The 13,853-nt window shown below is 38.9% G+C and carries 9 protein-coding genes; 3 read left to right on the top strand and 6 right to left on the bottom strand.

From position 1 onward, the window contains the following. The first annotated feature begins 131 nt into the window (after positions 1-131). Positions 132-1,490: a M28 family peptidase gene (locus tag RMO03_RS05615; protein ID WP_309641111.1), complete on the top strand. Its 1,359-nt coding sequence runs from the start codon at positions 132-134 to the stop codon at positions 1,488-1,490. 49 nt (positions 1,491-1,539) lie between these two features. On the opposite strand, the gene RMO03_RS05610 is transcribed toward RMO03_RS05615, so the two are convergent. From RMO03_RS05610 to kdsA, 3 genes are all read right to left on the bottom strand, one after another. Further along, positions 1,540-1,785, bottom strand: coding sequence for a hypothetical protein (locus RMO03_RS05610; protein WP_309641110.1), 246 nt, complete (start codon positions 1,783-1,785; stop codon positions 1,540-1,542). Between the two features lie 77 nt (positions 1,786-1,862). Next, entirely contained in the window at positions 1,863-2,651 is a 789-nt protein-coding gene (locus tag RMO03_RS05605; RefSeq protein ID WP_309641182.1) for a hypothetical protein, read from the bottom strand. A gap of 60 nt (positions 2,652-2,711) precedes the next feature. Next, complete coding sequence (kdsA, locus tag RMO03_RS05600) at positions 2,712-3,530, bottom strand: 3-deoxy-8-phosphooctulonate synthase (RefSeq protein WP_309641109.1); 819 nt, start codon at positions 3,528-3,530, stop codon at positions 2,712-2,714. 369 nt (positions 3,531-3,899) lie between these two features. Between kdsA and RMO03_RS05595 the strand changes: the two genes are divergently transcribed. Then, positions 3,900-7,325, top strand: coding sequence for a methylmalonyl-CoA mutase family protein (locus tag RMO03_RS05595; protein ID WP_309641108.1), 3,426 nt, complete (start codon positions 3,900-3,902; stop codon positions 7,323-7,325). A gap of 282 nt (positions 7,326-7,607) precedes the next feature. Then, a complete protein-coding gene (locus RMO03_RS05590; RefSeq protein ID WP_309641107.1) occupies positions 7,608-8,786 on the top strand; it encodes a PAS domain-containing sensor histidine kinase in 1,179 nt (392 codons plus the stop codon). An 80-nt stretch (positions 8,787-8,866) separates the two neighbouring features. Here RMO03_RS05590 and fumC read toward each other — a convergent pair whose 3' ends face one another. From fumC to arsC, 3 genes are all read right to left on the bottom strand, one after another. After that, a complete protein-coding gene (fumC, locus tag RMO03_RS05585) occupies positions 8,867-10,264 on the bottom strand; it encodes a class II fumarate hydratase (protein ID WP_309641106.1) in 1,398 nt (465 codons plus the stop codon). A 669-nt stretch (positions 10,265-10,933) separates the two neighbouring features. Next, a complete protein-coding gene (locus tag RMO03_RS05580) occupies positions 10,934-13,393 on the bottom strand; it encodes an outer membrane beta-barrel family protein (RefSeq protein WP_309641105.1) in 2,460 nt (819 codons plus the stop codon). A 70-nt stretch (positions 13,394-13,463) separates the two neighbouring features. Then, on the bottom strand, positions 13,464-13,805 hold the full coding sequence (arsC, locus tag RMO03_RS05575; RefSeq protein ID WP_309641104.1) for an arsenate reductase (glutaredoxin): 342 nt from the start codon (positions 13,803-13,805) through the stop codon (positions 13,464-13,466). Positions 13,806-13,853: the final 48 nt, after the last annotated feature.

Genomic DNA, 13,853 nt, shown 5'->3' with positions numbered 1-13,853 from the left:
AGATTATTTTTATGGAAGATTTTTAGACTGTTAGATTTTTAGATTCGACCATTTTAAAATAAGCGACAATCTTACACAGAACTTTTAATCTAACAATCGAATAATCTAGGAATCCAAAACCATAAAACCCAATGAAAAAATTTTTAATTGCCCTATTTGTATCGCAAACAGTCATTGTCTTTTCTCAAAATGATGAAAAAACCATCAAAGAAATCTACGACACCGCTTTGTCGAATTCAAAATGCTACAGTTGGCTCGATGATTTATCGAACAAAATAGGAGCGAGGCTTTCGGGTTCGGCGAACGCTCAAAAAGCAGTTTTGTATACGAAGGAACAATTGGAAACTTTAGGTCTAGATCGCGTTTACCTTCAAGAACTCATGGTACCACATTGGGTACGCGGCGAAAAGGAAACAGCATACATCAAAAGCAATAAAGAAAAAATCAATGTGCCGATTTGCGCTTTGGGTAGCTCTGTTGCCACTCCAAAAAACGGATTAACTGCCGAAGTTATCGAAGTGCATTCGATTAAAGAATTGGCTGAATTGGGTTTAGAAAAAATCAAAGGTAAAATCGTATTCTACAATCGCCCATTCGAAACAGGAAATATTGAAGCCATGACTTCCTACGGTCACGCAGTAGATCAACGCTATGCCGGCGCACGTGAAGCATCAAAATTTGGTGCTGTCGGAACCATCGTTCGTTCGATGAATTTCCGCCTCGATGATTATCCGCACACAGGTAATCAAGGTTATGGTGATATTCCAAAATCGCAATACATTCCAACTGCTGCTATCAGTACAAACGGTGCGGAATTATTAAGCAAAAAACTCAAAGAAAATCCAAAATTGACCTTCTATTTCAAACAATCTTGTGAGCAATTGGAAGAAGTAAAGTCATATAATGTCATCGGTGAAATCAAAGGCAGCGCACATCCCGAAAACATCATGGTCGTTGGCGGTCATCTCGATTCGTGGGATTTGGCCGACGGTTCACAAGACGACGGAGCTGGTGTAGTGCAAAGTATGGAAGTGTTGCATTTATTCAAAAGCATCAACTACAAACCCAAAAATACGATTCGCGCAGTGTTGTTTATGAATGAAGAAAACGGCGGTCGAGGCGGAAGTAAATACGAAGAACTTTCAAAAACCAACAATGAAAACCACATTTTTGCACTAGAAAGCGATTCAGGAGGATTTTCCCCAAGAGGTTTTAACATCGAATCAGATGATGAAAGTTTCAAAAAAATCTTAAGTTGGAAACCATTATTTGAACCATACTTCATCCATCTTTTTGAAAAAGGGCACACGGGTTCCGATATTGAACCACTCACAGGAACGCATTTAGTAAAAGCTGGATTGCGCCCCGATTCACAACGCTATTTCGACTACCATCACGCCGCCACCGACAAATTTGATGGGGTCAATAAAAGAGAACTCGAATTGGGAGCCGCTACCATGGCCACTTTTATATACCTCATGGATCAGTAATAGTATGACATGAAAAAGCCACTCGATTGAAGTGGCTTTTTTTTTAATCTTATTTATATCTTTTATCGGGAGTTCCGTCTTTTTTCAAAACGACTTCTTTAGCTTCTTTATATCGTTTGTCAGGAGTTCCGTCTTTTTTCAAAACGACTTTGGTTTCTTTGACTTTCGCGTCTGCTTTTTTAGCATCTTTAGCAACAGCTTCTGTTTTCTTAACGGCTTTCTTAACGCCTTCTTGTGCAAATCCTGTTAAGGCAAAACCTAAAACAGCAATTACGGTTAAAACTACTTTTTTCATTTTTTTAAAGTTTATGATTGAGTAGCTAAAGTAGCAAACTATTTGAAATCGGTAACTTACAGAACGCTAAAAAAAACTTAAATTTTGAAGATACCGCCAAATGCAATAATTCTCTGGAAAAAGAAAAATTCCTGTGAAGCACGATCCGCCGGGTCTTTAGTAGTGCGAATATCGGGCATGTTGATGTAACCGCCTTTGAGTTCACCTTGAACATAAAAATGCTTCAAGAAAGTAACATTAATACCGGCTTTCAAAGAAACACCATAACCCGAAACGTGAAAATCATCATGACGATCTTTCCCTAATAATTTCGTATTGGTTTTTGGAAACAAGAATCCGGCGCCAACACCTTCCGTTAAATTAATTTGCAATTTATCGGTATTGTTGATTCCTATATATTTAGAAACATCATCAAATCTTGAGAATTCCGTATTCACATAATTCAAACCGTCAGTATGCTCAAACGTTAGAAATTTTTCTGTCAATAAAACCTGATTGTTGGGCAACGTTTCATCATAAGTTCCTGGATTCGGATAATAACCATTAATGTCAACGGCTTTGTATTGGTAGATTACATATTTCATATGATCCCAACCAACAGAAATACTGTAATGGTCGTCGATGAAATAACCGGCTCTGAAATTCGTCTGCGGAATCGTCATCCTTCCCGGATTCACATAATCAACATGCCAACCTTTTGGTTTATCATGCGCGGTCACATCATAAATCGTAAAGTCATAATCATCACCTCGAAAATTGATATTCGATTTGGTATAACTGTCGCGATTGCCACCCCAAGAAACAAAGTATTTCCCTTTGTTGTGTGCAGTATATTTATCTTGAACTTTAATCGTTTCCTGTGCCATGCTTTTAGCAGAAAGGAATAAAAGAACTAATAGTAAATTTTTTTTCAAAGCGCCCAAAAATTAAAATGAATTAATCGTTTTGCGAATCGCCACCAACCGCGTCATCAAACCTTCAAAAAGATCCAAATGCAACATATTCGCACCGTCGCTTTTGGCATGAGCAGGATCAAAATGAGTTTCAATAAAAATCCCATCAACACCAACGGCTATTCCCGCTTTGGCAATAGTTTCAATCATATCAGGCCTTCCGCCGGTAACGCCAACCATTTGATTGGGTTGCTGCAACGAATGCGTCACATCCAAAACCGTAGTAGCATAGTGTTGCATGGTAGGAATCCCACGGAAATCAACAATCATATCCTGATAGCCAAACATCGAACCTCGATCGGTCACCATCACATTTTCATTATGACAATCCAATACTTTCTGCACGGCGTGTTTCATGCTTTCGGGACTCATAAATTGCCCTTTTTTCAAATTCACGACTTTGCCTGTATTCGCAGCCGCAACGACCAAATCAGTCTGACGTACTAGGAATGCTGGGATTTGCAACACATCTACATATTGCGCCGCCATTTCCGCATCTTCATTCGTGTGAATATCCGTAACGGTCGGAATGTGGAAAGTCTCTGAAACCTTACGCAAAATCTTCAACGCTTTCTCATCGCCAATGCCCGAAAAACTGTCAATACGAGAACGATTGGCTTTCTTAAACGAACCTTTAAAAACGTATGGAATTTCTAGCTTATCGGTAATGCCGACCAATTTCTCAGCAATACGCATCGCCATTTCTTCACCTTCAATCGCACACGGCCCAGCCAATAGAAAAAAATTGCCGCTGTCTGTATGCTTAATTTGTGGGATATGTTGTATGTTCATAATCTGTTTTTGATGGCGCAAAGATACTCATGATATATGAATTTTAAATGAAGTTTGGGATTTTTTTAGGAGCTGTTTCCCGCTATCATTCCAATCTTGTCATTGCGATCGAAGTGAAGCAATCTGTGTGTCGTATACGGCGCAATGCCAAGGATTTTCCCTTCAAACGAAGTTCACTGAACTCCTATGAAAAATATAAACCAGTGAAGTAATCGGGGCTAGGGTTTCTCGGTTCTCACAACACCCAAATCTAAAATCAATTTCTTCCAAAAAAGGCAATCGATTATAATTTTATGTTTTAGCTTATTTAATAGGCATTTTTTTGAAAATTCTGTAAATTGCACGCTCTAAAAAGCGAATCTTTTAAACATGGAACAAGCCCAACCGTATATCCCAACACATAAAGTCCGAATCGTAACTGCCGCTTCTCTTTTCGATGGCCACGATGCAGCGATCAACATCATGCGCCGTATCATCCAATCGACCGGTGTTGAAGTCATTCATCTCGGTCACGACCGCAGCGTGGAAGAAGTAGTCAATACCGCGATTCAAGAAGATGCGAATGCCATTGCCATGACCTCATACCAAGGCGGGCACAACGAATATTTCAAATACATGTACGATTTGCTGCAAGAAAAAGGAGCAGGGCATATCAAAATATTTGGTGGCGGTGGCGGTGTAATTCTGCCTTCCGAAATTGCTGAACTTCACGAATACGGTATCACCAGAATTTATTCTCCCGATGACGGACGCGCTATGGGTTTGCAAGGCATGATCAACGATTTGGTAAAACGTTCTGATTTTGCTGTCGGCGATGTGCTCAATGGAGAAATCAACCACCTCGAAGAGAAAAACCCAACCGCAATCGCGCGCGTCATTTCTTCCGCAGAAAACTTTCCCGAAGTGGCCAAAGAAACACTAGATATTATTCACACCAAAAATAAAGATTGCAAAACACCCGTACTCGGAATCACCGGAACCGGAGGCGCAGGAAAATCATCATTAGTTGATGAACTAGTACGTCGTTTCCTAATCGATTTCCCTGAAAAAACGATTGGTTTAATTTCTGTCGATCCATCGAAAAGAAAAACAGGTGGCGCTTTATTAGGCGATAGAATCAGAATGAATGCGATCAACAATCCTAGAGTTTACATGCGTTCATTAGCAACACGTCAATCCAACTTAGCATTATCGAAATATGTAGCAGAAGCGATTCAAGTGTTGAAAGCTGCAAAATACGACATCATTATTTTAGAAACTTCAGGAATCGGGCAATCCGACACTGAAATCATGGATCATTCGGATGTTTCCTTATACGTAATGACACCAGAATTTGGAGCCGCCACCCAATTAGAAAAAATCGATATGTTGGATTTCGCTGATTTGGTTGCCATCAATAAATTCGACAAACGCGGTTCGCTCGATGCCTTGCGCGACGTAAAAAAGCAATACCAACGCAACCACCAATTGTGGGATGCCAACTTAGATACTTTACCTGTTTTCGGAACCATCGCTTCCCAGTTTAATGACCCGGGAATGAACACGCTCTACAAAGCCATCATGGATAAAGTGCATGAGAAAACACAATCTGATTTGCAATCCACTTTTCAGATTACACGTGAAATGAGCGAGAAAATCTTTGTGATTCCTCCGCACCGCACACGTTATCTTTCTGAAATTGCCGAGAACAATCGCAAATACGACGAAATAGCTTTAAGCCAAGAACAAGTTGCACAGAAATTATACGGAATCTTCAAAACAATAGAAACGGTTTCGAGAAAATTACCTTCTTTCAACAAAGCCGGAATCGTAGAAGAATCCTTAATTATAAACGAACAAAACAAAGATTTTCTTTCATTATTAACCAAAGAATTCGACCGCGTCAAAATGGATTTAGATCCGTACAATTGGGAAATTCTTTTAACTTGGGACGAGAAAGTCAATAAGTATAAAAACCCGATTTATTCGTTTAAAGTTCGTGACAAGGAAATCAAAATTGCGACGCACACCGAATCGCTTTCGCATTCTCAAATTCCAAAAGTCGCCTTGCCTAAGTACCAAGCTTGGGGCGATATTTTGCGTTGGTGTTTGCAGGAAAATGTGCCGGGTGAATTTCCTTTTACTTCAGGATTGTACCCATTCAAACGCGAAGGTGAAGATCCGTCAAGAATGTTTGCAGGAGAAGGCGGCCCGGAACGAACCAACAAGCGTTTCCATTATGTAAGTGCAGGTTTGCCGGCAAAAAGACTTTCAACCGCTTTTGATAGCGTGACTTTATACGGAAACGATCCACACATTCGTCCTGATATTTATGGAAAAATCGGTAATGCCGGTGTTTCGATTTGCTGTCTTGACGATGCTAAAAAATTATATTCGGGTTTCGATTTGGTACATGCCATGACTTCAGTCAGTATGACGATTAATGGTCCGGCGCCAATGTTATTAGGTTTTTTTATGAATGCTGCGATTGACCAACAATGCGAGCATTACATCAAAGCCAATAATTTGGAAATGGAAGTGGAAGAAAAAATCAACGAAATCTATAAAAAGAAAGGCACGGCTCGTCCGAAATACCAAGGCGATTTACCCGAAGGAAACAACGGATTGGGATTGATGTTGCTGGGCGTTACAGGCGATTTGGTTTTACCGGCTGCAGTTTACAATGACATCAAAGCCAAAACACTTTCTCAAGTTCGAGGCACGGTGCAAGCTGATATTTTGAAAGAAGACCAAGCACAAAACACTTGTATTTTCTCCACAGAATTTGCGTTAAGGTTGATGGGCGACGTTCAAGAATATTTCATCGAAAAAAATGTTCGTAATTTTTATTCGGTTTCGATTTCAGGTTATCACATTGCCGAAGCAGGAGCGAACCCAATTACACAATTGGCATTTACGTTATCGAACGGATTCACGTATGTGGAATATTACTTAAGTCGAGGCATGAACATCAACGACTTCGGGCCCAACTTATCATTCTTTTTCTCGAATGGTATTGATCCTGAATATGCTGTGATTGGTAGAGTTGCTCGTAAAATCTGGGCAAAAGCGTTGAAGAATAAATACGGTGCCAACGAAAGAGCACAAATGCTCAAATACCACATTCAAACTTCAGGACGTTCGCTGCATGCTCAGGAAATCGATTTTAATGATATTCGTACGACATTGCAGGCTTTATATGCGATTTATGACAACTGTAATTCCTTACATACCAACGCCTACGATGAAGCAATTACAACACCAACCGAAGAATCCGTGCGTCGTGCGATGGCCATTCAACTCATTATCAATAAAGAATTGGGATTGGCGAAAAATGAGAATCCGATTCAAGGTTCCTTTATTATAGAAGAATTAACTGATTTGGTTGAAGATGCCGTGTTGCAGGAATTCGATCGCATTACTGAAAGAGGTGGAGTATTGGGCGCGATGGAAACGATGTACCAACGTTCGAAAATTCAAGAAGAAAGTTTGTATTATGAAACGTTGAAACACACAGGAGAATTTCCAATTATTGGTGTGAATACATTCTTGAGTTCAAAAGGATCACCAACGGTAATTCCGGCGGAAGTCATTCGTGCGACTGAAGAAGAAAAGCAATATCAGATTGAAATGCTCAACGAATTGCACCAAACCAATCAGCATCAAGTGGAAGAACAACTCAACATCATTCAAGAAGCTGCCATTAAGAATCAAAATATTTTTGAGCGTTTGATGGAAGCAACTAAAGTGTGTTCGTTAGGGCAAATCACGAGTGCGCTATTTGAAGTTGGCGGTCAGTATCGCAGAAACATGTAATTCAGTATAAAATTTAAAGCAACAAACCTTTCAGTATTGGAAGGTTTGTTTTTTGAAATAAAGCAAATTTTGATTAAAATTGTATTTTAAAAACATGTAAATCAGTTAATTACGCACTATGTATATCTGATTGATTAATTTTTAGAAGCAGGGTTATTTACCATAATAATGCAACAAATTAAAAAAATAATGTAACACATCTAAAAATTAAACACGCACCTTTGCTCAATCTGTTTTGCATACAAAACTTATCTAACCTTTAGCAAAATCAAAATTAACACTGTGCAAAAAACCACTAAAGTTCTTAAAGAGCAATATGTACCTACTGCTGAATTTTACAGCCAAATTATAGATAGTCTACAAGACTATTCCATTTTTACGGTCGATAAAGAATTGAATATCAATAGTTGGAATTCAGGTGCTACAAAAATATTTCAATATGAAACCGATGAAATTATAGGCAAACCATTCGAGGTTATTTTTACAAAAGAAGATAAAATAGCAGGTGTTCCTAAACAAGAAATAGACCTAGCTTTAAAAATGGGAAGGTCAGTAGATGTAAGATGGCATGCTTGTAAAGACGGAAAAATTTTTTATGCAGATGGTTTGGTTTTTCCATTAAAAAGTATCGATGGTGAAGTAATAGGTTATGTAAAAATATTACGCGATATCACATCTCGAAAGATTTCAGAAGACGCAATAAAAAAGTATTCAAAAGAGTTAGAGGAACTTAACTTGCATAAAGAAAATGTACTGGCTATTTTATCTCACGATTTGCGAAGTCCACTTGCGGGTATTATTCAAGCAGCTGAATATCTCAAATTAAATTTTGACACCATTGCTCCTGCTTTAGCAAAAGATTTGCTGAACGAATTTCACAAGGCAACAATAAACGAATTGAATATGTTGGATTATCTTGTTGAATGGGCAAGAATCAAGTATGCAGCCGATGCATTTGTTCCCGCTAAAATTGAACTCATTCATTCTGTTGAAAAAGTTTTTCAATCATTAAAAGAAACAGCAGCCATCAATACTATAAATCTTCATCATGATATAGAAGAAAATTGCAATGTGTTTGCCGATGAAAAAATGTTGCTTTCTATTCTTCAAAACATAGTTTCTAATGCTATAAAACATTCACATAGCGGAGGAGAAATTACGTTATCAGCCAAAAAAAGCACCGATATGATGATTGTAGTAATAAAAGATACAGGTATTGGAATGTCTAAAGAAATACAAGACAAACTTTTTACGCCTCAAGTAAAATCGCTTTCCAAAGCAGTAGAAGAAAACAAAGGGGCTGGTATTGGACTATTATTAGTCAAAGGCTTTTTAGAAAAAAACGGTGGTCGAATTTGGGTTGAAAGTGAAGTAGGCAAAGGATCTTCTTTTTATTTTACATTACCCATTGATAAACCTTCAAAAAACATTGATCGGTTAGAGAAAACAGAAGTTGATTAAAGCATATAAAACATATCTAACTTTCCGATTCCATATAAAAAACAAAAACCGGCAATGTCAATACCGGTTCTCATTATTAATTATTTCAAGCTTCCGACCATTTCCTCCGGTTTCACCCAAGCATCAAAATCTTCACTGGTAACATAACCCAAACGAACTGCTTCTTCTTTTAAAGTTGTTCCGTTTTTGTGCGCAGTTTGTGCAATTTCAGCTGATTTGTAATAACCGATTTTGGTGTTTAATGCAGTGACCAACATCAATGAATTATCAACCAATTCTTTAATGCGTTTGTAGTTGGGTTCGATACCGCTCGCGCAATGCTCTTCAAAAGAAATACACGCATCGCCAATCAATCTCGCAGATTGCAGGAAGTTGGCTGCCATGACGGGTTTGAAAACGTTGAGTTCATAGTGGCCTTGCATACCGCCGACAGCAATTGCAACATCATTACCAATCACTTGCGCGCAAACCATCGTCAACGCTTCACATTGGGTTGGATTTACTTTTCCGGGCATGATCGAGGAACCCGGTTCGTTTTCAGGAATGATGATTTCGCCAATTCCAGAACGTGGTCCTGAAGCTAACATTCTGATATCGTTGGCTATTTTATTTAGTGAAACTGCCAATTGTTTTAAAGCACCGTGACTTTCCACAATTGCGTCGTGTGAAGCCAAAGCCTCAAATTTGTTGGGAGCAGTTACGAATGGATGGTTTGTAAATTTGGCGATGTATTCCGCCACTTTCACATCATAGCCGTCGGGTGTGTTCAATCCTGTTCCGACTGCGGTTCCGCCCAATGCTAATTCTGATAAATGCGATAAAGTATTTTTTAATGCTTTGATGCCGTAGTTTAATTGCGCTACGTAACCAGAAATTTCTTGTCCAAGTGTCAACGGTGTAGCGTCCATCAAGTGGGTGCGTCCGATTTTTACAACAGTGTTGAATTCTGTGGCTTTGGCTTGCAGTGTATCGCGTAGTTTTTCTACACCCGGAATCGTGATTTCGACTGCGGCTTTGTAGGCTGCAATGTGCATTCCGGTTGGAAACGTATCGTTAGACGATTGCGATTTGTTTGCGTCATCATTGGCTTTTACGACAGGTTCGCCTTCACCGATTTTGAAACCAGCAAGCACTTGAGCACGATTGGCAATCACTTCATTGACGTTCATGTTGCTTTGTGTTCCCGAGCCGGTTTGCCAGATTACTAAAGGAAATTGGTCGTCGAGTTTTCCGGCTAAGATTTCATCACAAACGGCTGCAATCGCGTCGCGTTTTTCGGTAGTTAATACGCCTAAGTCGCAATTGGCATAGGCCGCTGCTTTTTTAAGATACGCAAAACCTTCAATAATTTCTTTAGGCATAGAAGCCGATGGCCCGATTTTGAAGTTGTTTCTAGAGCGTTCGGTTTGCGCACCCCAATATTTATCGGCTGGGACTTTTACTTCGCCCATGGTGTCTTTTTCAATTCTGTATTCCATTGTTGTTATTTATTTGTTGTATGTTGTAAGTTGTATGTTTGGGCGTTCCCCTGCGGGTCGGGCTTTCGGCACTCGCTTTTTTGTGCTGAACGCCAGCACAAAAAGAGCTCAAACAAAGCCTCAATCCCTAACGCGGTCTTCGGTTTACCAGAAAACCCTAGCCCCGATTACTTCACTGGTTTATATTTTTCATAGGAGTTCAGTGAACTTCGTTTGAAGGGAAAATCCTTGGCATTGCGCCGTATGCGACAAACAGATTGCTTCACTTCGTTCGCAATGACAAGATTGGAATGATAGCGGGAAACAGCTCCTGAAATAAATTCAGGATAAATCCTCAAAATCCTGCCCAAAATTACGCATAAATACTATTTTATAAAAATTGATTTGGAATTAATTGGTAAGAAAAAATAATACACTTACATTTGCTCATAATTCAAAAAAATTCCGGAAAACATGTTTGAATTTTCACAGTATTTAGGCTTTTTACTTTTCTTGACCGTACTAACTATAGGGTTCTGGTTGATGTTTTTCTTGGTGGCTTTCGTCCAGTATTGGGTTGGAGGCGCGCTTTGGGAAATGTATAAAGAGAGAAAAGCGAAAAAAGCGGAATCTAATTAGTTTTAGATTTTAGAATAAAAAAGGAACTCAATTGAGTTCCTTTTTTTATTTCTAGTAGTCATCGCCACCATTATCACCCTCTTTTTTCGGTTGTTTTTCACGCTCGTTTTTCTGTTTGTTGAATCGATACGTGAATGATACTGTGATTTGTCGCTCGCGCCATTGCATTTCGCTGTATGAATTGACGTTTGCGGTGCTTAAATCATTGATTCTTTTTCGCGAATTGAAAACATCATTGATATTAAACGCAATCGTTCCTTTGTCTTTCAATACGTCTTTGCTCATGGCTAAGTTCATACTAGCATTGGCTTTGTTGGTGCCTTGTGCAATTTTTTGTGCAGCGTTGTAGGTTCCGTTAACTTGAAAATCGACTTTATAAGGCAATGTGATTTTAGAGGTCAAACGCGTGAACCATGTGGATGAAGTATTATAAAGATCGATGGTTTGTGCGGTGTTATCGGTTTTGATATAAGCATAACTTCCGTCGGTTTTGTTGCTGAAGTAATTGAAATTGCCGTTGAGTTTCCACCATTTGTAAGGTGTGAAATTGAGCGTGAATTCAAATCCAAGTTTGTTGTCGGTGGACAAATTGAATGGTGTGTTGACAATCACGGGAATACCATTGATTTTATCGCCGCGTTCTTTGCGGATCACTTGGAAAGAATCTTTAGTATTGTTGATGTAAAAAGAAGTACTTAACGTGACTTTGCTCCATTTTTTCAAAAATCCTAAATCATAAGCATCGCTCAAAGCCGGATCTAAATCGGGATTTCCGACAAATAAATTGACGTTGCTCGAATAGGATGAAAACGGATTGATGAAACGGTCGCGCGGTCGGTTGATGCGTTTGCTGTAATTGAGCGAAATGTTCGTGCTTCCGTTGATTTCGTATGTCAAGAAAGCGCTTGGAAAAAAGTTGTTGTAGTGTTTGTTGTTGAAATCTTGCGTGGCAAGTTGGTTGATTTTGATGTTCGAATCTTCAAATCGCAAGCCCGACAAAATAGAGAATTTTTTAATTTTTGTACCCAATTGAATGTAAGCCGCATTGATGTTTTCTTTGTATTCTAGCGTGTTTGTAAAATTCGGATTGATGGTGAAGTTATCATTTCCTAAAACATCTTCTTCTACTTTATAGTCAGAGAGTAAGGTTAAATAATTTCCTTTAATGCCCATTTCAAATTGGCTGTTTTTTCCGAATGGTAATACATAATCAGATTGTACCAGATTTCGACTTTGCTTTTGCTTATTGGTCGTTCGTTCTGACGAAATAAAAGCAGGTGTAGGCAAGATAGCATTTCCGTAAATGTTAGAATTTTCTAAATCGGTATCCACAGAAAACGCGCCATCAATGGTGAATTTGTGACCATCTTTTTTGAATTTCTTGATGAAATTTGTGGTGTATTCTACATCCTGACTCGAACGGTAAAGATCGTTGTAGCGTTCGCGTAGTTCGAATGGATTGGCGGAGTAAATCGAGTAAATCACATCTTCGGGATTTCCGCCTTTGTTTTTTCGAAGTGACAGTGTGTTCGTCCAGGATGAAGTCTTGTCTAGATACAATTCCATTCCAAAACTGCCATTGAAACCTTCTCTTGATCGTTTGTTTTTTCTACGTTCTTCGATATAGGAAACAAAATTTCCCGTATCGTCATAATTTTCCTGATTGATTTTGGTATTTCCGGGGCCGTTACTTTTACTGTAACCCAAAGCGGTGAAGAAATTGGAGCCAGTATTTTTACTATTAAAGTTTCCGGAAATTCCGGTGTTTTCAGGCGAACCCGCAGAAACAATTACACTGCCATTGACACCTTGGTTTTTGCCTCGTTTGAGAATAATATTCAAAATACCACCACCACCTTCAGCATCGTATCGTGCGGATGGATTGGTGATGACTTCTACTTTATCAATCGCATCGGCCGGAATTTGTCGCAATGCATCGGAAATATTCACAGCGTTTGATGGTTTTCCATCGATGAGAATTCTAACATTGCTGTTGCCGCGAAGACTTACCGCGCCATCAACATCGACGGTTACAGACGGAATGTTATCAAGCACATCGCTTACTGTTCCGCCTTTGACCATTAAATCTTGGCCAACATTATACACTTTTTTATCGAGTTTGATTTCGATACTCGTGGTTTGTGCACGAATTTCGACGGTTTTTAATTGCGTGGCATCTTCATCTAAAGCAATGGTGCCGAGTGAACTGCTTTCCTGATAATCCTTTGCAGCAATTTCTAAAGCTTTGAATGAGATAAATTCCGCTTTGGCGGTATAATTTCCGGGTATGAGCGACACATCAAATTCGCCTTTGGCATTGGTAATTCCGCCTCCGATGAGTTTAGGATTTTTGGTATTGATGAAGGTTATGGTAGCGTATTCTAATGGTTGTTTGCTTACTTTTTCAATGATGACACCAGTGATTTTTATTTTTTTGATATCAGGTCTGTTTTGGGCGTAGATTATGATGGGCAGTAAAAATAGGAAAAGTGCGAATTTTAGATTGGTCATAGCAAAATAAGTTTGTACTTATAGAAGACAAAAATAAGTTTTGGTTTAAAGTACCTTTCACAAAGGTTTGTTAAATGATAGCATTAACTTTTTCGAAAGGTCTTGCGATCACGGCTTTGTCGCCATTCACTACAATCGGCCTTTCGATTAATATGGGATGATCAATCATGGCTTGAATAATTTTTTGATCCGTCAGCTTTTTGTTTTTGAATAGTGCCACCCAAATCGGTTCTTTTTGGCGTACGAGTTCAATGGGTTTGATGTTTAACTTGCGGATGATTTCGGTGAGTTCATCAAAAGTCGGTGGGTTATCTAAATATTTGACGATGTGAAATTTGTGGTTCGAATCTTCTAAAAAAGCCATGCATTCTCTCGATTTTGTGCATCGCCCATTGTGATAAATCGTAATCATAAGTGTACTATTTTTTAGCAAAGGAATTGAATTAATTCTGAAAAAATA

Source organism: Flavobacterium sp. (genome assembly GCF_031411595.1).
Lineage (GTDB): Bacteria > Bacteroidota > Bacteroidia > Flavobacteriales > Flavobacteriaceae > Flavobacterium.
The sequence above is the reverse complement of the archived record's forward strand: the minus strand, read 5'-3'. Positions and strand labels throughout refer to the sequence as shown.

What these genes read in the sequence shown, in the direction of transcription:
- RMO03_RS05615 (WP_309641111.1), top strand. Translation starts at nt 132, where the DNA reads ATGAAAAAATTTTTAATTGCCCTATTTGTATCGCAAACAGTCATTGTC.
- RMO03_RS05610 (WP_309641110.1), bottom strand. Translation starts at nt 1,785, where the DNA reads ATGAAAAAAGTAGTTTTAACCGTAATTGCTGTTTTAGGTTTTGCCTTA.
- RMO03_RS05605 (WP_309641182.1), bottom strand. Translation starts at nt 2,651, where the DNA reads ATGGCACAGGAAACGATTAAAGTTCAAGATAAATATACTGCACACAAC.
- kdsA (WP_309641109.1), bottom strand. Translation starts at nt 3,530, where the DNA reads ATGAACATACAACATATCCCACAAATTAAGCATACAGACAGCGGCAAT.
- RMO03_RS05595 (WP_309641108.1), top strand. Translation starts at nt 3,900, where the DNA reads ATGGAACAAGCCCAACCGTATATCCCAACACATAAAGTCCGAATCGTA.
- fumC (WP_309641106.1), bottom strand. Translation starts at nt 10,264, where the DNA reads ATGGAATACAGAATTGAAAAAGACACCATGGGCGAAGTAAAAGTCCCA.
- RMO03_RS05580 (WP_309641105.1), bottom strand. Translation starts at nt 13,393, where the DNA reads ATGACCAATCTAAAATTCGCACTTTTCCTATTTTTACTGCCCATCATA.
- arsC (WP_309641104.1), bottom strand. Translation starts at nt 13,805, where the DNA reads ATGATTACGATTTATCACAATGGGCGATGCACAAAATCGAGAGAATGC.